16 protein-coding genes are annotated in these 21877 nt (G+C 73.7%); 9 read left to right on the top strand and 7 right to left on the bottom strand.

Annotated elements, in window-relative coordinates:
- The first annotated feature begins 248 nt into the window (after positions 1 to 248).
- Both ACIP4O_RS08110 and ACIP4O_RS08115 read left to right on the top strand, forming a co-directional pair.
- Positions 249 to 2711 carry a PQQ-dependent sugar dehydrogenase gene (locus tag ACIP4O_RS08110; protein ID WP_401572844.1) on the top strand — a complete coding sequence of 821 codons (2463 nt, stop codon included), beginning with the start codon at positions 249 to 251 and terminating at the stop codon, positions 2709 to 2711.
- A 5-nt stretch (positions 2712 to 2716) separates the two neighbouring features.
- Positions 2717 to 3895 carry a ThuA domain-containing protein gene (locus ACIP4O_RS08115; RefSeq protein WP_401572846.1) on the top strand — a complete coding sequence of 393 codons (1179 nt, stop codon included), beginning with the start codon at positions 2717 to 2719 and terminating at the stop codon, positions 3893 to 3895.
- A 53-nt stretch (positions 3896 to 3948) separates the two neighbouring features.
- On the opposite strand, the gene ACIP4O_RS08120 is transcribed toward ACIP4O_RS08115, so the two are convergent.
- Positions 3949 to 5136, bottom strand: coding sequence for an acyl-CoA dehydrogenase family protein (locus tag ACIP4O_RS08120; protein ID WP_401572848.1), 1188 nt, complete (start codon positions 5134 to 5136; stop codon positions 3949 to 3951).
- 203 nt (positions 5137 to 5339) lie between these two features.
- On the opposite strand from ACIP4O_RS08120, the gene ACIP4O_RS08125 reads away from it, so the two are divergent.
- A complete protein-coding gene (locus ACIP4O_RS08125; RefSeq protein ID WP_401572849.1) occupies positions 5340 to 5621 on the top strand; it encodes a DUF6243 family protein in 282 nt (93 codons plus the stop codon).
- An 81-nt stretch (positions 5622 to 5702) separates the two neighbouring features.
- On the opposite strand, the gene ACIP4O_RS08130 is transcribed toward ACIP4O_RS08125, so the two are convergent.
- A complete protein-coding gene (locus ACIP4O_RS08130; protein WP_401573887.1) occupies positions 5703 to 7160 on the bottom strand; it encodes an MFS transporter in 1458 nt (485 codons plus the stop codon).
- 146 nt (positions 7161 to 7306) lie between these two features.
- Here ACIP4O_RS08130 and ACIP4O_RS08135 point away from each other — a divergent pair, with 146 nt between their 5' ends.
- Both ACIP4O_RS08135 and ACIP4O_RS08140 read left to right on the top strand, forming a co-directional pair.
- The gene (locus tag ACIP4O_RS08135; protein WP_401572851.1) at positions 7307 to 8332 is read left to right on the top strand and encodes a helix-turn-helix transcriptional regulator; all 1026 of its coding nucleotides are present in this window, start codon (positions 7307 to 7309) and stop codon (positions 8330 to 8332) included.
- 116 nt (positions 8333 to 8448) lie between these two features.
- Positions 8449 to 10698, top strand: coding sequence for an APC family permease (locus tag ACIP4O_RS08140; RefSeq protein ID WP_401572853.1), 2250 nt, complete (start codon positions 8449 to 8451; stop codon positions 10696 to 10698).
- A 3-nt stretch (positions 10699 to 10701) separates the two neighbouring features.
- Here ACIP4O_RS08140 and ACIP4O_RS08145 read toward each other — a convergent pair whose 3' ends face one another.
- Together ACIP4O_RS08145 and ACIP4O_RS08150 are read right to left on the bottom strand one after the other, a co-directional pair.
- The gene (locus tag ACIP4O_RS08145; protein WP_401572855.1) at positions 10702 to 12225 is read right to left on the bottom strand and encodes an alpha/beta hydrolase; all 1524 of its coding nucleotides are present in this window, start codon (positions 12223 to 12225) and stop codon (positions 10702 to 10704) included.
- A gap of 119 nt (positions 12226 to 12344) precedes the next feature.
- Positions 12345 to 13793 carry an MFS transporter gene (locus tag ACIP4O_RS08150; RefSeq protein WP_401572857.1) on the bottom strand — a complete coding sequence of 483 codons (1449 nt, stop codon included), beginning with the start codon at positions 13791 to 13793 and terminating at the stop codon, positions 12345 to 12347.
- Between the two features lie 97 nt (positions 13794 to 13890).
- Here ACIP4O_RS08150 and dusB point away from each other — a divergent pair, with 97 nt between their 5' ends.
- The 4 genes from dusB to ACIP4O_RS08170 all read left to right on the top strand — a co-directional run bounded on the left by dusB (position 13891) and on the right by ACIP4O_RS08170 (position 17022).
- The gene (dusB, locus tag ACIP4O_RS08155; protein WP_401572859.1) at positions 13891 to 15099 is read left to right on the top strand and encodes a tRNA dihydrouridine synthase DusB; all 1209 of its coding nucleotides are present in this window, start codon (positions 13891 to 13893) and stop codon (positions 15097 to 15099) included.
- A 157-nt stretch (positions 15100 to 15256) separates the two neighbouring features.
- Complete coding sequence (locus ACIP4O_RS08160; RefSeq protein ID WP_401573889.1) at positions 15257 to 16039, top strand: SAM-dependent methyltransferase; 783 nt, start codon at positions 15257 to 15259, stop codon at positions 16037 to 16039.
- A 40-nt stretch (positions 16040 to 16079) separates the two neighbouring features.
- Entirely contained in the window at positions 16080 to 16601 is a 522-nt protein-coding gene (locus ACIP4O_RS08165; RefSeq protein WP_401572861.1) for a helix-turn-helix transcriptional regulator, read from the top strand.
- A gap of 10 nt (positions 16602 to 16611) precedes the next feature.
- Positions 16612 to 17022, top strand: a complete 411-nt coding sequence (locus ACIP4O_RS08170) for a VOC family protein (RefSeq protein ID WP_401572863.1) — start codon at positions 16612 to 16614, stop codon at positions 17020 to 17022.
- Positions 17023 to 17122: 100 nt separating this feature from the next.
- Here ACIP4O_RS08170 and ACIP4O_RS08175 read toward each other — a convergent pair whose 3' ends face one another.
- From ACIP4O_RS08175 to ACIP4O_RS08185, 3 genes are all read right to left on the bottom strand, one after another.
- Complete coding sequence (locus tag ACIP4O_RS08175) at positions 17123 to 18307, bottom strand: macrolide family glycosyltransferase (protein ID WP_401572865.1); 1185 nt, start codon at positions 18305 to 18307, stop codon at positions 17123 to 17125.
- A 315-nt stretch (positions 18308 to 18622) separates the two neighbouring features.
- Positions 18623 to 20569 carry a glycogen debranching N-terminal domain-containing protein gene (locus ACIP4O_RS08180; RefSeq protein WP_401572867.1) on the bottom strand — a complete coding sequence of 649 codons (1947 nt, stop codon included), beginning with the start codon at positions 20567 to 20569 and terminating at the stop codon, positions 18623 to 18625.
- Positions 20566 to 21849, bottom strand: coding sequence for an MGH1-like glycoside hydrolase domain-containing protein (locus tag ACIP4O_RS08185; RefSeq protein ID WP_401572868.1), 1284 nt, complete (start codon positions 21847 to 21849; stop codon positions 20566 to 20568). The genes ACIP4O_RS08180 and ACIP4O_RS08185 overlap by 4 nt, the downstream gene beginning before the upstream one ends.
- Positions 21850 to 21877 lie beyond the last annotated feature (28 nt).

Consider the following 21877-nt stretch of genomic DNA (forward strand, 5'->3'; position numbering starts at 1 on the left):
CCAAGAAATTTGCCCTGCCCAGCCGTCAGGACCTGTGCCGCGCGGGGGAGTCGGGGTCAGGCCGTAACGCCCTCGTACCGTTCTTTTGTCCATGGTATTGACAAATTCACGCCCCGCTGGCGACGATGCCGAAGCTGTTAACTCCGCGTGAAACCCCTGCGGATTCAAGGCAGTTGATGCACAGCAAGCGCGACCGGCGCGCGCCTTGCCTGACGACCCCCACTTCGGTCAGGAAGGACTCCTCCTCCATGTCACCCTCACCCCACTCCCGCTCCGGACCACGCGGACGCGGGCTCCGCATGCTCACGACGCTCGCGCTGCTGCTCGCCCCCACCGCGGCGCTCGGCACCGCGACGAGCGCGGGCGCCGCGGCGCAGGACATCCCCGCGGGCGACTACCAGCAGGTCGAACTCGCGCGCGGAGCCGCCGAGATCGGCGGCGAGGGCATGTCGCTCTCGGTCCTGCCGGACAAGTCCGTCGTGCACACCTCACGCGACGGCACGGTCCGGATCACCGACGCGAACGGCACCACGAAGCAGGCGGCGAAGCTCAGCGTCTACGACCACGACGAGGAAGGGCTCCAAGGCGTCGCCGCCGACCCGGACTTCGCGCAGAACCGGTGGATCTACCTCTACTACTCGCCGAAGCTCGACACCCCCGCGGGCGATGCCCCGACCACGGGCTCCCAGGCCGACTTCGACAAGTTCAAGGGCCACCTCAACCTCTCGCGCTTCACCCTCAAGGCCGACAACACGCTCGACACGGCGAGCGAGAAGGTCGTCCTGGAGGTCGACAACGACCGCGGCCAGTGCTGCCACGTCGGCGGCGACCTCGCCTTCGACAGCAAGGGCAACCTGCTCCTGACGACCGGGGACGACACCAACCCCTTCGAGTCATCCGGCTACAGCCCGCGCGACGAACGCACCGACCGCAACCCGCAGTTCGACGCCCAGCGCTCGGCCGGCAACACCAACGACCTGCGCGGCAAGCTGCTCCGCATCACCCCGCAGGACGACGGCACGTACACGATCCCGGACGGCAACCTCTTCGCGCCCGGGACCGACAGGACCCGCCCCGAGATCTACGGCATGGGCTTCCGCAACCCCTTCCGGATGAGCGTCGACAAGGCGACCGACACCGTCTGGCTCGGCGACTACGGCCCCGACGCGGGCGTCACCGACCCGAACCGGGGACCGGGCGGACAGGTCGAGTTCAACCGCATCACGAAGGCGGGCAACTTCGGCTGGCCGTACTGCACGGGCACCAACACCGAGACCGAGTCGTACAACGCGTACACGTTCCCCGACGGTCCCTCGGGTGCCAAGTCGGACTGCGCGAACGGCCCCGCCAACAACTCCCCGCACAACACCGGCCTCAACAAGCTCCCCGCTCCGCAGGCCGCGTGGATCAAGTACGGCGGTGACGCTGGCTCCCCGCCCGAGTTCGGCACCGGCTCCGAGTCCCCGATGGGCGGTCCCGTCTACCGGTACGACGCGGACCTCGACTCGGCGGTCAAGTTCCCCGAGAGCCTCGACGGGCGCTTCTTCGCCGGGGAGTACGGCCGCAAGTGGATCAAGGCCATCGAGGTCAAGGGCGACGGCTCGCCCGGCGCCATCGAGGACTTCCCCTGGAGCGGCAGCCAGGTCATGGACATGGAGTTCGGCCCCGACGGCGCGCTCTACGTCCTCGACTACGGCACCGGCAGCGACAACCAGGCGCTCTACCGCGTCGAGTACCTGGCCGGCAGCAACCGCAGCCCCGTCGCCAAGGTGAGCGCCGACAAGACCTCGGGCGCCCTCCCGCTGGCCGTGAAGTTCTCCTCGGAGGGCAGCAGCGACCCCGAGGGCGGCGCGATCACGTACCAGTGGGACTTCGGTGACGGCGCCACCTCGACCGACGCCAACCCCAGCCACACCTACACCGAGGCCGGTACGTACTCACCCACCCTCACCGTCACCGACCCCGAGGGCCTGACCGGCACCGCGAGCACCGTGATCACGGCGGGCAACACCGCCCCGACCGTCGACCTGACGGCCCCGGCGGACGGACAGCTCTTCTCCTTCGGCGACACCGTGCCCTTCACCGTCACCGGCTCGGACCCCGAGGACGGCCCGCTCGACTGCGCGAAGGTCAAGATCACCTACTCGCTCGGCCACGACAGCCACACCCACTCCATCACCTCCAAGAACGGCTGCTCGGGCGAGATCAACGTGCCCACCGACGGGGAGCACGACGCCGCCGCGAACCTCTTCGGGGTCTTCGACGCCGAGTACACCGACAGCGCGGGCCTCACGACGCACAGCGTGCGCAAGCTCCAGCCGCGCCACCGCCAGGCCGAGCACTACAGCGACATGTCCGGCATCGAGAAGGCGAGCCACGGCACCGCCGAGGGCGGCGCCACGGTCGGCTTCACCGACGACGGCGACTGGATCGCCTTCACCCCGTACGAGCTGTCCACCGCCAAGACCCTGACGGCGCGCGTGTCCTCGGCGGGTCCGGGCGGCAGCCTGGAGGTACGGGCCGGGTCCGCGACCGGCACCCTGCTCGGCACGGCGGACGTGAGCCCGACCGGCGACTGGGAGACCTTCGTGGACGCCAAGACGGACCTCGCGGACGCGCCCGCCGGGACGACGAAGCTCTACCTCGTCTTCACCGGGCCCACCGGGCAGGGCAACCTGTTCGACCTCGACTCCTTCACCCTCGGGGAGTGAGCGCCATGACCACCCGCACCCGCAGGATCGCGGCGCTCGCGAGCCTCGCCCTCGGCGCCGCGCTCCTCACCGGACCCGTCGCCCAGGCCGGCGCGGCCGCACCGTACGACGTCCTCGTCTTCTCCAAGACCGCCGGGTTCCGGCACGACTCGATCCCCACCGGGATCGCGACCTTCCAGGAACTGGGCACCGAGCACGGCTTCACCGTCACCGCGACCGAGGACGCGAGCGCCTTCACCCCCGAGAACCTCGCCGGGTACGAGGCCGTCGTCTTCCTCAGCACGACGGGCGACGTGCTCGACGACACCCAGCAGGACGCGCTCCAGGCGTACGTGGACGACGGCGGCGGCTTCATGGGCGTGCACGCCGCCGCCGACACCGAGTACGACTGGCCCTACTACCAGCAGCTCGTCGGCGCGTGGTTCAAGAGCCACCCCGCCATCCAGGACGCCGTGGTCGAGACCGAGGACCACGAGCACCCGGCCACCGCGCACTTCGGCCCGACCTGGCTCCACAACGACGAGCTGTACAACTACCGCACCGACCCGCGCGGTCGGGTCCACGTCCTCCAGACCCTCGACGAGTCCAGCTACACGGGCGGCGAGATGGGCGACGACCACCCGATCACGTGGTGCCACCCGCAGGAGACGGGACGCTCCTTCTACACCGGGCTCGGGCACACCGACGAGTCCTACGCGGACCCCGACTTCCGCCAACTGCTGCTCGGCGGACTGGAGTACGCGGCGGGGCAGAAGGACGCCGACTGCACCCCGGAGGGCATCCCCGGCGGCACGCCCGTCGAGGCCGAGTCCTACACGGACGGGCAGGGCGTGCAGGCCGCCGGGCACGGCGCCGCGAGCGGCGGCCAGACCCTCGGCTACATCGAGGACGGCGACTGGGCGGGCTACGCACACGTCCCGGTCGACGGCGCGGACACCTTCACCGCGAAGGTCTCCTCGGCGGGAGCGGGCGGCACGATCCACGTGCGCGCGGGCTCCGCGACGGGCCAGGAACTCGGTGTGGTGGACGTTCCGAACACGGGCGGCTGGGAGAACTTCCAGTCGGTGACCACGCCCCTCGCGGCAGGCGCCACGGGCCCGCTCCACCTGAGCTTCACGGGCGGCGCGGGCTCCCTCTTCGACATCGACAGCTTCACGCTGACGGCGGCGGGGGAGGGGGACTGACCATCCGCTGAACCGCACGGGGCGGGCGGTCCGGGGCCACCGGGCCGCCCGCCTCAGCGCAGCGCCGATTCCCCCGTCAGCGCCTGACCGATCATCAGCGTGTGCATCTCCGCCGTGCCCTCGTAGGTGAGGACCGATTCCAGGTTCGCCATGTGGCGCATGACCGGGTACTCGAACGAGATGCCGTTCGCGCCGAGGATCGTGCGACTCGTACGGGCGATCTCCAGCGCCTTGTCGACGTTGTTGAGCTTGCCGAGGCTCACCTGTTCGGGGCGCAGGCCCACCGCGTCCTTGCGGCGGCCGAGGTGCAGCGCCAGCAGCGTGCCGTTGGTCAGCTCGACCGCCATCGACGCGAGTTTCGCCTGCGTGAGCTGGAAGCCCGCGAGCGGCTTCCCGAACTGCTCGCGCTCCTTCGCGTACGACAGCGCGGTACGGAAACAGCTGCGCGCCGCGCCCAGGGCGCCCCAGAGAATCCCGTACCGCGCCTCGTTGAGACAGGACAACGGGCCCCGCAGCCCCGTCACTTCGGGGAGCACCGCGTCGGCGGGCAGCCGCACCCCGTCGAGCAGCAGCTCACTGGTCACCGAGGCGCGCAACGAGCCCTTGTGCTTGAGGGGCGGCGCGGAGAAACCGGGCGTGTCCGTCGGCACGACGAAGCCCCGTACCCCCTCCTCCGTTTGTGCCCACACGACGGCGACCGAGGCGACCGAACCGTTGGTGATCCACATCTTGCGCCCGTCGAGCACCCAGTCGGAGCCCTCGCGCCGCGCCCGCGTGCGCATCCCGCCCGGGTCGGAGCCGTGGTCGGGCTCGGTGAGCCCGAAGCAGCCGATCGCCTCGCCCGCCGCCATGCGCGGCAGCCACTCCCGCTTCTGCTCCTCGCTCCCGAAGCGGTGGATCGCGTACATCGCGAGCGAGCCCTGCACGCTCACGAGCGAGCGCAGCCCCGAGTCCGTCGCCTCCAGCTCCAGGCACGCGAGCCCGTACTCCACGGCGCTCGTCCCCGCGCAGCCGTAACCCTCCAGGTGCATCCCGAGCAGCCCCAAGGACCCCAGCTCCCGGGCGAGTTCGCGCACGGTCGGCAGCTCGCCGCTCTCGTACCACCCGGCGATGTACGGCTCCACGGAGGCGTCGCACAACCGCCGTACCGCCTGCCGCACCGCCTTCTCCTCGCCACTCAGCAGGTCGTCGATCCCGGCGAGGTCCAGCGGGTCGGACTTCGGGGCGGTCCTCTTGCTCATACGTCGTCCTCCTGATCCGGATCACGTGCGTCCGCCATCCTCGCGCGCCGGGGCGCCGCGGGGGAGCCCCCGGAAACGTGGTGCGCGGCACGCTCCGGGTCGGCTACCGTCTTCCCATGTTCTTCATGACGCCGATCTACGAGTGAGCGCGCGCGGGTAGCGCCCGCCCCCCACCCCACCTTCCACACGATCGGAGTTCAGTCATGGCCAAGAGCCGCAACAATCTGCTGGGCGTAGGCGGCCAGCGCGGTCACCTGCCGAAGAACGGCGGCCCGGGTTCGGGCGGCCCGCACGGCTCGGGCGACCGCCAGGCAGCCGAGACCCGCAAGCAGGAGCTGGCCCGCCGCATGCGCGAGCGGGTGACGGGGACGGAGCGGGTGACCTCTCCGGACGCCGCCACCGGGACGGGCGCGGACGCCACGGAGACCGGTGCCGACGCCCCGGAGGCCGGTACGGAGCAGGGCGCCGGGGAGCCGCGCGCCTGACCCCCGCCCGCCGCACGTACGACGCACGAGGCGCCCCGCACACCGCGCGGGGCGCCTCGCCCCGTCGTGAGCCCCCTTCGCTCAGTCGAGTTGACGCGGCAGGCGCAGGCTCGCCGCCGCCATCACCACGACCAGGCCCAGCTGCGCGAGGAGGGTCACGCCGAAGGCGTCGCCCGTGCCCAGGTGCGGGCTCAGGGAGAGGAAGAGGGTGCCCAGGGTCGCGACGCCCAGGGACATGAAGGTCTGCTGCGTCGTCGTCATCACCCCGCCGCCGACCCCGGCCCGCTCCGCGGGGACGTCCGCGAGGATCGACCGGAGCAGGACCGGGAGCTGGAGCGACTGGCCGAAGCCGCCGAGGACCATCCCCGGCGCCAGCCGCCACACATCGAGGTCCGGCCAGCCGCCGAACACCGTCACCACGAGGACCGCGAGCCCCGTGCCCTGGATCAGCGCCCCCGCCGTCACGACCCGGCCGCCCCAGCGCCGTACCAGGCGCGGCCCGGAGAGCGCCCCCGCGAAGAAGGCCACCGCCATCGGCGCCACGGCCACGCCAGCCGCGACCGGCGACAGGCGCAGCCCCTCCTGGAGGGCGATCGCCACGACGAACATGAAGCCGCCGAAGCCGACGCAGAAGGGCAGGAGCAGCGGCAGCCCGTGCCGCATCGACGGCAGCCGCAGCAGGCTCGGCGGGACGAGCGGCACCCCGCCCCGCGTCTCCTTGAAGCGCTCCACGGCCACGAACGCCGCGAGCGCGAAGGGGAAGACGCCGAGCAGCAGCCACGTCCACAGCGGCCAGCCCGCCGCCCTGCCCTCGGTGAGCGGCAGCAGGAGCGCGACGAGGCTCAGCGCGAGCAGCCCCGTACCCGCTCCGTCGACCGGCGCGGGGGCCGTCGAGCGCGTCTCGGGCAGCGCGCGTCCCGCGCACACCAGACCGATGACGACGACCGGCACGTTGACGAGGAAGACGGTCCGCCAGCCGAGCCCCGCCACGTCCGCCGTGACGAGGACGCCGCCGAGGATCTGGCCCGCGACCATCGACAGGCCCGCCGTCGCCCCGTACAGGCTCATCGCACGCGCCCGGTGCGCTCCCGTCGTCGTCGCCTGGATCGTCGCGAGCACCTGCGGCAGCATGAGCGCCGCGGCGGCGCCCTGCGCGATCCGCGCGGCGACGAGCGTGCCCGCCCCGGGGGCGAGCCCGCACAGCAGCGAGGTGACGCCGAAGGCCGCCATGCCCCACAGGAAGAGCCTGCGGCGGCCGAAGAGATCGCCGAGCCGCCCGCCGAGGACGAGCAGCACCGCGTACGCGACGCCGTAGCCCGCGACGACGAGTTCGAGCATCGCCTCGCTCGCGCCGAGGTCGCGGCCCATGTCCGGCAGGGCGACGTTGACGATGAAGAAGTCCACGAGGGGGAGCGCCGCGCCGAGCAGCACGGAGAAGAGGCCGAAGGCGCCGAGCACCGCGCCGTGCGCGTGGAGGCGGGGGCCACCCGTGTCCGGGGTGGCGGGGGAGAGGAGACCGGTTCGGGGGGACGGGGTCACGGTGGGTGTCACGCTGTCTGTCACGTCCCCCACCCTGCGGGCGCTCCCAGACGGGTACCAGAGCCTGCTTATACGGGTACTGGGCGCACCAGGCTGAGAACACGGGGACCCTGGCACGGTAGCCCCGGCTGCGGCACCCTTGCGGTATGCGGACGGTCGAGGGAACCAGCACCAGGACGGACACGGGCCGCGCGGCCACCACGGGCGAAGCCGGGCTGAGCCCCGGCGGCGGGCTGAGCCCCGGCGGCGGGCTGAGCGAAGCCGCCGGGCGGGACACCGCCGCCCAGCGGCGCCGCGAACTCGCCGCCTTCCTGCGCAGCCGCCGCGAACGCATCACCCCCGAGCAGGTCGGTCTCGCGCGCGGCCCGAGGCGCCGTACCCCCGGGCTGCGCCGCGAGGAGGTCGCGGCGCTCGCCGCCGTCGGCGTCACCTGGTACACGTGGCTGGAGCAGGCCCGCGACATCCAGGTCTCGGCGCAGGTGCTCGACGCGATCGCCCGCGCCCTCCTCCTCGACCCGCACGAGCGCCGCCACGTCTTCGGCCTCGCCCACGCCACCGACCCCGCGCCCGGCACCCGCTGCCCCGTCGTCACCGACGCGGTCCGCGCCATGCTCGACCAGCTCGAACCCCTCGCCGCCTGCGTGCAGAACAGCCGTTACGACATCCTCGCCCACAACCGCGTCTACGGGCTCATGCTGTGCGACCTCGAAGCGGTCGCCCCCGAGGACCGCAACTGCATGGTCCTGTCCTGCGTGAACGAGGAGTGGCGCGACTCCTTCGCCGACGGCGAGGGCTCCCTGCGCGTCATGGCCGCCAAGTTCCGCTCCGCGATGGCCGACCACCTCGACGAGCCCGCCTACCGCGCCCTGCACGCCCGGCTCATGCGGAACCCGCAGTTCCGCGCGCACTGGGAGCGGCAGGAGATCATCGACTCCACCTCGCGCACCAAGCACTTCCGCAACCGGCACGTCGGCCTGCTCACCGTCGTCCACACCGACCTGTGGCTCGGCCCCTCGCACGGCCCCCGCCTCGTCACGTACACCCCGGCGGACGCCGAGACGCGGCGGCGCATGGAGCGGCTGCGCGAGATGGCGCTGGAGCGTGAGGCGGAACGGGCGGCCGAGCGGTCGGTGGGAGGGGACGCGGAGGGCGCGGAGGTGTGCGCGGCGTGAGGCGTAGGGGGACGCGCGCCGCGTGACATGCGCGCAGACGCCCCGGCGTGACGCGCACCGGGACGCGCGCGGCGTTTCGCCCGCTTTCATCCGTTCCGCTCGCCACACTGTGCCGGGTGAACGCGTCACGTCAGGGCGGGGACGAGGAATCCGGTCTCCCGCGCCCGTCCGAGCTTCTGCCGCCCCTCGACCCCGAACAGCTCGACGTGCTCGCCGAGCTGGGCCGGCGCTGGCCGCGCCTGGCCCCGTACCGCCCGCGGACGTACGAAGCGCTCCCCGTCGACCCCGACCTCGGCGAGTTCCGTCGCGCCGAGGTGGGCCGTGGCCCCTTCGGCCGCCTCGCCCCCATCGGCCCGCTCGCCCCGCCCCCCACCGGTGACGGCGAAGCCGAGGCGAGTACGGACGAGAGCACCGACGCGAGCCCCGAGGCCGGTCCCGGCGGCGCCCCGGCCCTCCGCCACCGCGCCCGCCGTCTCCTCCTCGGCGCCCCCCTGCGCAGCACCACGCTCGCCCACGAGAGCATGCGCAAGCTCGTCGCGCTGCCCGTGCTCGCCGCCGACGCGCTCTCCTCGGTCGCGTACGGGCCCGAGGCGCTGCTCACCGTCCTCGTGCTCGCGGGCACGGCCGGGCTCGACTGGGCGCTGCCGATCGCGGCGACGATCGCGTTCCTCATGCTCGCCGTCGGACTGTCGTACCGGCAGACGATCCGCGCCTATCCGCACGGCGGCGGCTCCTACATCGTCGCGAGCGACAACCTCGGGCGGGTGCCCGGACTGCTCGCCGCCGGCGGACTCCTCATCGACTACGTGCTGACCGTGGCCGTCTCCATCTCGGCGGGGGTCGCCGCCGTCACCTCCGCGCTGCCCGCGCTGCGCCCCGCGATCGTCCCGCTCGGGCTCGCCGCCGTCGCGCTGCTCCTGCTCGGCAATCTGCGCGGCGTCCGGCAGGCCGGGATGATCTTCGCGGCGCCGACCTACGCCTTCCTGATCGCCGTCGTCGCGCTCGTCGGCTCCACGCTGGCCGACGCGGCGCGGCGCGACTTCGTGCCCGTACCGCCCACGCTCCCGCACGCCACCGAGGGCGTCGGCGTCCTCCTCGTCATGCGGGCCTTCGCCTCCGGTTCGACGGCGATGACCGGGATCGAGGCCATCTCCAACGCAGTGCCCGCCTTCCGCCCCGTGCGCTGGCGCAACGCGCGCACGACCCTCACCTGGATGGTCGGGCTGCTCATCGCGCTCTTCGCCGGCGTCGTCGCGAGCGCGCACTTCAGCGGCGTCGTCCCGGGCGGGGACGAGACGGTCCTGTCGCACATGGCGCGGCTGACCTTCGGGCCCGGCCTCCTCTACGGGTACACGCAGGCCGCGACGGCCGCCGTGCTGCTCCTGGCCGCGAACACCGCGTACAACGACTGCCCGCGCGTCCTGCACCTGCTCGCGCGCGACGACCACGCCCCGCACATCTTCCAGCGCCAGGGCGACCGGCTCGCCTTCAACAACGGCATCACCGCGCTCTCGGCGACCGCCGCGCTCGTCTTCCTCGCCTTCGGCGGCGAGACCTCCGCGCTCATCCCGCTCTACGCGGTCGGCGTCTTCCTCGCCTTCACGCTCTCGCAGGCGGGCATGGTCGCGCACTGGCACCGCCGCCGCACCGAACCGCACCGCCGCAAGAACCTCCTCTTCAACGCGACGGGCTGCGCGCTCTCCGGGCTCGTCCTCGTGACGGCGGCGATCACGAAGTTCCTCGAAGGCGCCTGGGTCGCGCTCCTCGCCATCGCGGTCTTCGTCGTGCTCGCCTCGCGGGTACGCGGGCACTACGCGACGGTCCGCGCGGCGCTGCGCCTGCGCCCGGGTGCGGTGACGCACGTGGACGCGCGGCTCCCCGTGAAGGAGGCGGTACGAGAGCAGGCGGCCCCCCGCGAGGAGGGGCCCGCCTGCCGGGGCGAGGAGGAGGAGACGCCGCAGCAGGTACGGCACCTCACCGTCGTCGCCCTCGCCGTGCTCGACCTCTCGGGCCTGCGCGCCCTCGCCTACGCGGCCTCGCTCGGACAGCCCCTCCTCGCCCTGCACATCAGCCCCGGTGAGGACGAGGCCGACCGCTTCCGCGACTACTGGGACCGCTGGGGCGACCACGTCCCGCTGCACGTCGTCCTCTCTCCGTACCGCGCCCTGATCGCCCCGCTCGTCCACTACATCGCGACCCTGCACGCCCAGCGCCCCGACCTCACGATCACGGTCGTCCTCCCGGAGATCGTCCCCCGCCACCCCCACCACCGCCTCCTGCACAGCCACGACGCGGCCCGCCTGCGCCGGGCACTGCGCCCCCTGCCGAAGATCGTGATCACGGAGGTGCCCTTCCACGTGCCGTGAGCGTCAGCGGCAGACCACGTCCCGCGCCGGGCGCTCACCCGTCACCAGGAACCTCGTCACCACCGCGTCCCCGCACGCGTTGCCCGTCCCCAGGTACGACCCGTGCCCCCCGCTGTCCACGGACACGAGCCGCGCCTTGCGCCCCAACGCCGCGCGCATGCGCAGGGCACCGGCGTACGGCGTCGACGGGTCGCGGAGGTTCTGCACCATGAGGATGTTCGAAGGGCCCTCGTCCGTGAGCCGCGTCGGGGGCTCGGCGGGCTCGTCCTTCCAGTACGAACAGGGCGTGATGTTCACGGGCATGCCTCCGGTGAGCGGGTACCGCGCGCGGTCCCGCGCGACGGCCCGGGCGTGGTCCGCGACCGAGCCGGGCCAGTCGACGTCGTTGCAGATCACGCCGATCGTGACGGCCGCGTCCTGCTGCGACATGGGCTGCGAGAGCGCGGCGGGGAGCACGAGCGGTTCCCCCGCCGTGTCGCCGGCTGCCCGTACGAGCGCCGCGAACTCCGGGAAGGCCGCGTCGTCGTAGAGCGTGTTCTGGAGCGCCTGGAGGAGCATGCCGCCGGTGAGCGGGAGACCGGGGGTCGTCGTGGCGCGCGGGTGCGCGTCGAGTTCCCGCGCGAGGCCGAGTACGCGGCCACGGACCCGGCCTGGCCGCTCGGCGAGCCGCTCCGCCCCGCGTGCCGGGTCCGCCGCCCACGCGGCGAAATCGGGGAAGCGGTCCTCGGCGCCGCGCGCCATGTTCGCGAGCCAGCCCCGCTCGACGCGCGCGGGGTCCGGGTCGCCGCTGCTGTCGAGGACGACGCGAGCGGTGCGCCCGGGGTGCTCCTGGGCGTAGACGGCGCTCACGTACGTGCCGTACGACGTCGCCCACAGGGACAGCTCGCGCGCGGCGAGCGCGGCCCGGACGCGGTCGAGGTCGCGGACCTCGTTGGCGGTCGTGAAGCTCGCGAGCGTCGCACCGCCGTTCCTGGCGCACGCTTCGGCGGTACGGCGCGAGCGCGCCGCGTTCTCCGCGATGGCGCCCCCGGCGCCGGGCCAGGACCGGAGCGTCGCGAGCCGCCGGTCCGCCTCGGGCAGGTCACAACCGGCCGTCGTGCTCCCGCCGGTCCCGCGCGGATCGAAGGTGACGAGGTCGTACCGCCCGCCGGTCGCCGCCATGAGCGCGGCCCCCTTGCTCGTGAGCCGCTGCACACCGGAGTTCCCGGGCCCCCCGGGGATGACGGCGAGAGTCCCTCGCCGCTCGCCCTCGGCGCGGAGGCGGCTGACGGCGAGGCGGACGGTGGGACCGTGCGGGCGGGAGTAGTCGAGCGGGACGGTGAGGGTCGCGCACTCCTGGCGGGGGATGCCGCAGGGGGTCCAGTCGAGGGCGGGGGAGGCGGCGTGGGCGGTCGGCGCGGCGAACGTCGCCAGGGTGAGCGTGAGCGCGAGCACGCCCATTCTCAGCCCCTGCGGCGTTCGAGGAGCGGGGTGTGGAGCGGAGCCCCGCACACGGCCGGAGCGGCGAGCTTTCCGAGGAGTCGTCATGCCCCACAGGCTCTCCCGCCCCGGGCTGGAGGCCCATGCGGCACACTCCCGGCCTCAAGGTGGGGAAGTCCCCCCGGACGCGGGGAGGTTGTTCGGGGCGAGGGGCCTCCCGCAAGCTCTCAGCGCCCGGTCGCGACCGGCACGTGCCCCGCCTCCTCCAGCCGCGCCGCCGCCCGCACCGCGCTCTCCTTCGCCCGCCGCCCCGAGGACACGAGCCCCAGCACCAGCACGGCGGCCCCGCACCCCGTCAGCACCCACCACGCGGGCCGCGCGGCGTCCGTGAAGGTCGCCTCGTACCGCTGCGGTGTGATGCCCGAGGCGAGGATCGCGCCGAGGAGCGCGACACCGAGCGCCGAGCCCGTCTGGCGGCTCGTGGACGCCACGGCGGCGGCGACCCCGGCCTGGGCGCGGGGCATTCCGGAGACGGCCGTGTTGGTGATGGGCGCGTTGACGAAGCCGAAGCCGAGGCCGAAGAGGACGAAGGCGACGACGAGGGTCACGGTGTGGGTCTGCCCGTCGAAGGCCGCGAAGAGGACCCCGCTCGCGGTCATCCCCAACCCCGCGATCAGCAGCGGCACCCGGGTGCCGCGCGAGCCGACGAGCCGCCCGGACAGCGGCGCGCACACGAAGGTCACGACGGCCATCGGGAGCATCCACAGCCCGGCGTGCAGCGCGCTGTAGTGGCGGACGTTCTGGAGGTAGAGCGTGGAGAGGAAGAGGAAACCGCCGAGCCCCGCGAAGCCGCACACCGCGATGCCGGTCGCCCCGCTGAACGGCAGGCTGCGGAAGAAGCGCGGGTCGATGAGCGGTTCGGACCTGCGCAGTTCGTACCGGACGAGCAGCACGACCGCGAGGACGCTGAGCGCCGCGCAGCCGAGCACGAGCGGCGAGGTGAGGCCCGCGTCGGGGGCCTCGATGATGCCGAACGTCAGCGCGGCGAGGAGCACGATGACGAGGACCTGGCCGACCGGGTCGGGGCGGCGCCCGTGCGGGGCGCGCGACTCGGGCACGTACAGCGTCAGGAGGATGAGCGCGGCGATGCCGACCGGGAGGTTGAGCCAGAAGATCGAGCGCCAGCCCACGGAGTCGACGAGCAGCCCGCCGACGAGCGGCCCGGCCGCCATCGACAGGCCCACGACGCCGCCCCACACACCGATCGCGCGGGCGCGCTCACGCGGGTCCGTGAAGGTGTTCGTGATGATCGACATCGCGACCGGGTTGAGCATCGAGCCGCCGACCGCCTGCACCATGCGGAAGACGACGAGCAGCCCCAGGTTCGGGGCGACCGAGCAGAGCGCCGAGCCGACCGTGAAGACGATCAGACCGATACGGAAGACGCGTCGGCGGCCCACCCGGTCCGCCGTCGAGCCGGAGAGCATGAGCAGCGAGGCGATGACGAGCGTGTACGCGTCGATCGTCCACTGGAGCCCCGAGACGCTCGCGTCGAACTCTTTTTGCAGGTCGGGGAGGGCGACGTTGAGGACGGTGTTGTCCAACGACACGATGAAAAGGCTCATGCAGCAGATGGCGAGGACGGCCATGCGCCGCCGGTGACTCAGCTCGGGCATGAGCAGTATCGTAAATCATTAGTACGCTTTACTAACTAATGACCGGGCCTGTGGACAACCGGCTTGGCCTCGGGCGGCGGTACGTGACAATGGAGTCATGTCCTCCGCAGTCCCCCTCGCCACCGCGTCCGCCGCCTCCGCCACGCCCACTGGGCCCACCACGCCCCCCGCCCCGGCGGGCGCGCCCCTGACCATCGGCCCGCACCCGGTCACCCCACCCGTCGTGCTCGCCCCCATGGCCGGGATCACCAACGCGCCCTTCCGCACCCTGTGCCGGGAGTTCAGCGGCGGCAAGGGCCTCTTCGTGAGCGAGATGATCACGACCCGCGCCCTCGTCGAGCGCAACGAGAAGACGATGCGGCTCGTCCAGTTCGGTCCCACCGAGACACCCCGCTCGATCCAGCTCTACGGCGTCGACCCCGTCACGGTCGGCAAGGCGGCCCGCATGATCCGCGACGAGGACCTCGCGGACCACATCGACCTCAACTTCGGCTGCCCGGTGCCGAAGGTCACACGCAAGGGCGGCGGCTCGGCCCTCCCGTACAAGCGGCACCTGCTGCGCGCGATCCTGCGCGAGGCCGTCGCGGGCGCGGACGGGCTGCCGGTCACGATGAAGATGCGCAAGGGCATCGACGACGACCACCTCACCGCCCTCGACGCGGGCCGCATCGCCGTCGACGAGGGCATCACCGCGATCGCCCTGCACGGTCGCACCACGGCCCAGCACTACGGCGGCACCGCCGACTGGGACGCGATCGCGCGCCTCAAGGAACACGTCCCCGAACTGCCCGTCCTCGGCAACGGCGACATCTGGACCGCCGAGGACGCCCTGCGCATGGTCCGCGAGACCGGCTGCGACGGCGTCGTCGTCGGACGCGGCTGCCTGGGCCGGCCCTGGCTCTTCGCGGACCTGGTCGCCGCCTTCGAGGGCGCCCCGCGCCCGACCCCGCCCGGCCTGCGCGAGGTCGCCGCCGTCATGCTGCGCCACGCGACCCTCCTCGGCGAGTGGCTGGAGGACGAGGAGCGCGGCGTGATCGACTTCCGCAAGCACGTCGCCTGGTACCTCAAGGGCTTCTCGGTCGGCTCCGAGAAGCGCCGCGCCCTCGCCACGACCTCGACCCTCGCCGCACTGGAGGAGGGGCTGCACGGCCTCGACCTCGACCAGCCCTGGCCCGTGGCGGCCGAGGGACCGCGTGGGCGCACCTCGGGCAACAACAGGGTCGCCCTCCCCGACGGCTGGCTGGATGACCCCTGGGACTGCGCCGCCCTCGGCGAGGACGCCGAATCGGAGACCTCGGGGGGCTGAGGGGAGCTGAGGGGACGGCCGCGCACGAGGAGCCGCCGCGCGGCCGTCGTGCCCGCCCGGACAGATGCGATCATGGGATGACGCGAGATCAACGCGACCTCGTGTGACCCCAGTTGCAGAGGAAGGCACGCCGATGAGTTCTCCCCTCGACGACCGTATGCAGCGCCTTGAGCAGGAGCTCAACACGAGCGTGCCGCACTCCGCACGCATGTGGAACTACTGGCTCGGTGGCAAGGACAACTACGAGGCGGACCGCAAGCTCGGCCAGTACATGGCCGAGACGTACCCGCAGATCAGGGAGATAGCCCGGGCCTCGCGCGCCTTCCAGGCCCGGGCCATCCGCCACCTCGCGGCCGAGGCCGGCATCCGCCAGTTCCTCGACCTCGGCACGGGCCTGCCCACCGCCAACGCGACGCACGAGGTCGCCCAGTCCGTCGCGCCCACCGCGCGGATCGTCTACGTCGACCACGACCCGATCGTCCTCGCCCACGCCCGCGCCCTGCTCACGAGCGGCCCCGAGGGCGCGACCGACTACGTGCACGGCGACCTCGCCGACGCCCCGGCCGTGCTCACGGAGGCCGCGAGGACCCTCGACCTGACCCGGCCCGTGGCCGTCCTCATCCTCTCCACCCTCGGCCACGTCCCCGACAGCGAGGCCGCCCACGCCCTGCTCCGCTCCTACCTCGACCGGCTCCCCGCGGGCAGCTACCTCGTCCAGTGCGACACCATCGAGACCCCCGAGTCGAAGGCGGCGTCCGACGACTACGAGGAGGGCGGCGCGATGGCCTACCGCTCCCGCCCGCGCGAGGAGATGGAGCGCTTCACGGAGGGCCTGGAGGTCCTGGAGCCCGGCTTCGGCTCCATCGACCTGTGGAAGCCGGAGGCGCCGCTCGACCGCGAGCCCATCGAGCAGTGGGGCTTCGTGGCCCGCAAGCCCTGAGCGGGCGGCCGTCGTCGGCGGTACGTGGCACGCTGGCGGCATGACCACTTCACCGCGCGCGGGGGACGGCGGGGCCGAGGCGCGCAGGCTGCGCGACCTCGCCGTCCTGCGGCGCGTACGGGACCGGATCGATCGCGAGTACGCGAGCCCGCTCGACGTCGAGGCCCTCGCGCGCGGGGCGCACATGTCGGCCGGGCACCTCAGCCGGCAGTTCCGCCTCGCGTACGGGGAGCCCCCGTACGCGTACCTCATGACGCGCCGCGTCGAGCGCGCGATGGCGCTCCTGCGGCGCGGCGACCTCGGCGTCACCGAGGTGTGCTTCGCGGTCGGCTGCGCCTCGCTCGGCACCTTCAGCACCAGGTTCACCGAACTGGTCGGAATGCCGCCGAGCGTCTACCGGGAACGGGCCGCGCGGGCCGGCACGGCGGCGGGGGAGGAGGCGGCCGGGGGGCCGGGGCGGGAGGCTGCCCCCGGCGCGGCGCGAGGCGTGCCCGCCTGCCTCGCCAAACAGGTCACCCGACCGGTCAGGATTCGAGAAGCGCCCGGCCCCGGCCCCGCTTAACGTCGGGGGCATGGACCTCACGCTGCACACCACCGTTCTCCCGCACACCGACCCCGAGGCGTCCCTCCGCTTCTACCGCGACATCCTCGGCTTCGAGGTGCGCACCGATGTCGGCCAGGGCACGATGCGCTGGCTCACGGTCGGCCCGAAGGGCCAGGACAGCATCTCCCTCCTCCTCGCCCCGCCCGCCCTCGACCCCGGCATCACGGAGGAGGAGCGCCGCACGGTCACCGAGATGATGGCGAAGGGCACCTACGGCTGGATTCTCCTCGCGTCGAAGGACCTCGACGACACCTTCGCCACGCTCTCGCAGGCGGGCGCCGAGGTCGTCCAGGAACCGGTCGAGCAGCCCTACGGCATCCGCGACTGCGCCTTCCGCGACCCGGCGGGCAACCTGATCCGCATCCAGGAAGTGGGCTGAGCCAGGGGGCGGGGACCGGGCGTGGGGCGTTCCCACGCACGCCGGCGGAACGTCCTCGCCGCCTGCCCCGGACTCCCCGGCCCCGCCCCCCCCGCCGCCGTCAGCGGTCCGAAGCCCCCTTCAGCTCCGCTTCGATGAGATCGGCCGCCCGCGAAGTCCCGCCCTCCGCCAGGGCGTCCTCGCGAAGGCGCGCCGAACGCCGGGCCACCTCGGGGTCGTTGACCAAGGCGAGCAGCGCCTCGCGCAGCCGGTCCGCCGTCGCCTCCGCCGTGTCGACGCGGTGGGCGATGCCCAGTTCGACGAGGCGGTCCGCGTTGGCGAACTGGTCGACGGCCTGCGGGACGGCGATCATCGGGACGCCCGCGAGCAGCGCCTCGCCGCAGCCGCCCATGCCCGCGTGGGTGACGAAGGCGTCGGCGGCGGCGAGGACCGCGCGCTGCGGGACCCAGGAGCTGACCTCGAAGTGGTCCGGTACGGGGCCGAGTTCGGCCGGGTCGACGTACTTGCCGATCTGGAGGACCACGTGCCACCCGGACAGCTCGCGGAAGGCCTCGATACACGCGCGGTAGAAGGCGGGCTGCCGCGTGTACGCCGAGCCGAGCGAGACGAGCAGCACGCGCTCGGCGCCGGCGGGACGCTCCCAGGTCTCTTCGGACGCGTCGAAGCACGGCCCCACGAAGGTCACGACGTCCGTGTTCACGCGGTCCGCGTGCGGCTGCATCGCGCGCGGCACGAGCGCGAGCGAGCGCGCGGGCGGGCCCATGAACGTATCGACGTCCCGCGTCGTCGCCCCGCACTCCGCGAGCCACGCGGCGAAGCGTTCCTGGTACGCGTCCGCGCCGGGCAACGCCTTGATCTGGGCGCCGACCTCCTCCGCGTACCCCTCCCACCCGACGAACGCGGGCGAGAGCTGCACGAGCGGCCTGCCCTGCGCCTCGGCGAGCGCGCGGGCGTGGTAGGCGCCGATGTCGTAGAGGTACAGGTCGGCCGGGTCGCGGTCGTAGGCGGCGCGGAGCTGCGGAAGCGACTGGACGCCGTCGTCCAGGAAGAGGCCCATGGCCCCGATCGGGTCCTCGGGCCACTCGTTGTCCACGTGCGGCAACACCGAGGTGACGGGGACGAGTTCGGCGCCGGTGGGCTCGACGAGGTGGGCGACGGAGGGAGCCGTCGCGTACGTCACGCGGTGGCCGCGGGCGACCAGCTCGCGCACCACGTCCAGGCTCGGCCGCATGTGGCTCACGAGCGGGGCGCACACCATGGCGATGTGGGCAGGGGCAAGTGGCATGGGAACACACTCGTTTCAGGTCTACGGGTCTACAGGGGCAGCGCGTGCCGACGCACCGGCGCGCGGGGCCGGGCGGCACGTGGCGGGGGAGGGGGCCGGTGGCGGCCCGCTCGCGTCAGCCGTAGATCTGGCGGAAGGACATGAGGAAGACCATAGGGGCCGGACGCCGGGGCCGCACGTCTTTTTCACGCCGGACGCCGCGGCCGCACCTCTTTCTCACGCCGCGCACCCAGCCGCGCACCCGCGCCCCTCCCCGCGCCCGCCCCTCCCCGCCTCCGCCCGCCCCCTTCGCACTCGCCCGTGCTGCTCGTCCCCCTACCCCCCGCTCACCGCCGTCAGCAGCGCCAGCGGTGTCGCCGCCGACCGCGACTCGCGGACGCACGCGTACGGGGCCGCCACCGGCAGCGGGTGCCGGGCCCGTTCGTACCCGGCCAGGACCTCCGGGAGGCGCTGGTCCTCGTGCGCCGCCGCCTCGGTGAGGCCGTGGGCGACGCGGAGGGCCTCGTCGTGGAGGCCGTAGCGGGCGAGGCCGAGGGCCAGGAGGGCGTTGTCGTGCGGCCAGACCGCGCCGCGGTGGTAGGCGAGCGGGTGGTAGGCGGCCTGACCGGCCGCGAGGGTCCGTACGCCCCAGCCCGAGAAGAAGTCGGGCGCGAGGAGACGGCGGCCCACCGCCTCGCCCCACTCCTTGTCGAGCAGCCCCGACCACAGCAGGTGCCCCGCGTCCGAGGCGAGCGCGTCGAGCCTGCGCCCGTCCTCGTCGAGGGCCAGCGCGGGAAAGGAGTGCTCCGGCATCCAGAAATCGCGCTGGAAGCGGTCGCGCAGATCGGTCGCCGCCTGGTCGAGCAGGTCCGCGTACACCTGGTCGTCCCACACCTGCCGGGAGAGCCGCGCGGTACGGCGCAGGGCGTCGTACGCGTAGCCCTGCGCGCCCGCCGTCAGGACCGGCCCGCTCGGCCGGGTCCCGTCGGCCGCGCAGATCGCGCCCGGCGTGTCGCGCCAGTTCTGGTGCGCGAGCCCGCCCTCGTCCGCGCGGTGCACGAGGTAGCCGCGCGAGGTGAGCCCGCCGTGGTCGAGCATCCACGTCACGGCGGCGCGCGCGTGCTTCTCCAGACGCCGCGCGGGCGCCCTGTCCCCGGTCCGCTCCGTGTACGCGCCGAGCAGGACGAGGAAGAGCGGCGTCGCGTCGACCGAGCCGTAGTAGCGGCCGAAGGGCACCTGCCCGAAGTGCGCGAGTTCCCCGTGCCGCACCTCGTGCACGATCTTCCCCGGCTGCGCGACGCGCGCCGCCGTCTCCTCGGTGGCCTGCGCGGCCGCGAGCGCGGCGAGCGTCGCCGCGGCCGGTTCGGGGCGGTACGGGAGGAGGAAGAGCGAGGTGAAGAGCGCGTCACGGCCCAACAGCGTCTGGAACCAGGGGGCTCCGGCGGCCGGGACCCGCAGCGGCTCCCCGTCCGGGCCCGCCGCCGGGACCCGCAGCGCCGCGAGATCGGCGAGCCCCCGCGCGCACGCCGCGCCCAGCTCCGGCCAGCCCGCCGTGAGCGCCACGCCCTCCGCGTAGTCCGCCGCCTCCTCGGCGAGCAGCCGTGCCGCCTCGCGCGGCGAATCCGGCACGACGAGCGGAGCGAGGCCGCCATTCCCCAAGGCCCGTACCCGCAAGGTCACTTCGACGCTGCCGCCCGGCTCGCAGTCCAGCTGCCACACGAGCCGCCTGGCCCCCGTGCCCGTCTCCTCGACGGCGTCGGGGGCCGGCTCGGCGGTCACGGCGGTACGGGCCTGCCAGTCGCCCCGCCGGTAGCGGAACTCCAGCGCCCCGTCCTCGGTCAGCTCCCTGCCGCGTACCGCTCCGGGTTTGCTGTACGTGCGGTGGTCGGCCCGCAGCTCGAACTGGTCGCTGAAGTCCGCGTCCACGGTGAGCGCGAGCCGGACGGTGAGCGGCCCCTGGCGGTTGCTCAGGACTCGTACCGTCTCCACGAACGAGCCGTCCACGACGGCCTGTTCACGGAAGAGCGTGCACGCGGGCGGCTCGGTGCGGCTGCCGTGCGGGCTCAGCACGCTGCGCAGCGTCCCGCTGCCCGCGGCCGGGGCGAGCACCTGCGGCACCCGGCCGTCCACGGTGAGCTGCCAGCGGCTGAGATGGCGCGCGTCCCGTACGAAGAGCCCGTCCGGGGCGGTGCCCCGCGCCCCCGTGATGTCCCCAGCCGCGTCCACGGCGGCGAAGCTCGCCCCGTGCACGAGCGTCCGCCGCCTCGTGTCTTCCCTGTTCATTCCCCAACCCCTTCCTCGGCCAGCAGGTCGAGACAGAGCGCGGCCGTCCAGCCGAACTCCCGCGCCCCGAGCCCCCGCCCCGTGCCCGGATCGACGTACTCCGCGAATGCCGTCGCACCGGCCGCCCGCAGGAACGCGTCCCGCAGCGCCGCGGCGCCCGCCGGGTCCCCGTGCTGCCGAAGCCCGCGCAGCAGCAGCCAGTTGACGTTGAACCAGGCGGGCCCACGCCAGTAACGACGCGGGTCGTACTGGGGTGACGTCAGGTCGTGGCTCGGTACGAGCAGGCTGCGCGTGCCGAGCCCGAAGCGCGGTCCGCGCAGGGCCGCCCGCAGGGCCCCCGCGATCCCCTCGGGCAGCCAGGGCAGCAGGAGCGGCAGCAGCCCGGCGGCCCCGTACTGCGGCGGCTTTGCCGCCTTCCCCTCCAGGTCCCGGCTCAGGAACAGCCCCGCCCCCGGCTCCCACAGCCGCTCGACCAGCACCTCCGTGAGTCCCCGCGCCCGCCGTGTGCGCGGCCCCGGGTCCTCGCCGAGCTCGGCCGCGATCGCCGCGAGCGCGTACTCCGAGGCGATGAGGAGCGCGTTGAACCCCGGGTCCTCGACCGCGAACCGCGCCCCGTCGGGCCGCTCGGCCCGGTCCGCGTAACCGCTGTCCCGGTAGGCGGCGGCGAGCCGCACGTACCGCCCGTAGTCGAGGTCCGTCGGCCGGTCCGCCGCGCTGCCGTGGTCGAGGTCGGCGCGCCGGTAGGACTCGCGCGGGGCGGGGACGACGCGCGCGAGCGGCGCGTCCCAGCACGGGCTGTTGTCCATCCCCGACTCCCACGGATGGACGAGCGCGGCGAGCCCCGCGCCGCCCAGATCGCGGGACTCGCTCAGGTAGCGGTGCCAGGCCACGAGGCGCGGGTACATCCGCGCCAGGAAGGCCCGTGAGGCGGGATCGCGCGGCGCCGCGCGGTGCACGAGCCACACCGCGAGCGCGTGCACGGGCGGCTGCACGATCCCCGAGGTCTCGGGGGCCCGCGGCGCGGGGGCGGCGAGCGAGGAGCGCCAGAAGTCCGGGCTGGGGAAGTAGGCGTCGAGCGGGACCGCCGGGTTGAAGACGATGTGCGGCACGCGGCCGTCCGCCCACTGCGCCGCGAACAGGGTCTCGATCTCGCGGCGCGCCCGCAGCGGATCGAGCCGCCGCAGGCCGATCGCGATGAACGCCGAGTCCCACGACCACTGGTGCGGGTACAGGGCGCGCGAGGGCACGGTGGAGGCGCCCGTGCGGTTCGCTTCGAGCACGGTGGCGGCGCCGCGCCACAGGTGGCGC

The organism is Streptomyces sp. NPDC088923 (assembly GCF_044749745.1).
In the GTDB taxonomy this organism is placed as follows: Bacteria; Actinomycetota; Actinomycetes; order Streptomycetales; family Streptomycetaceae; genus Streptomyces.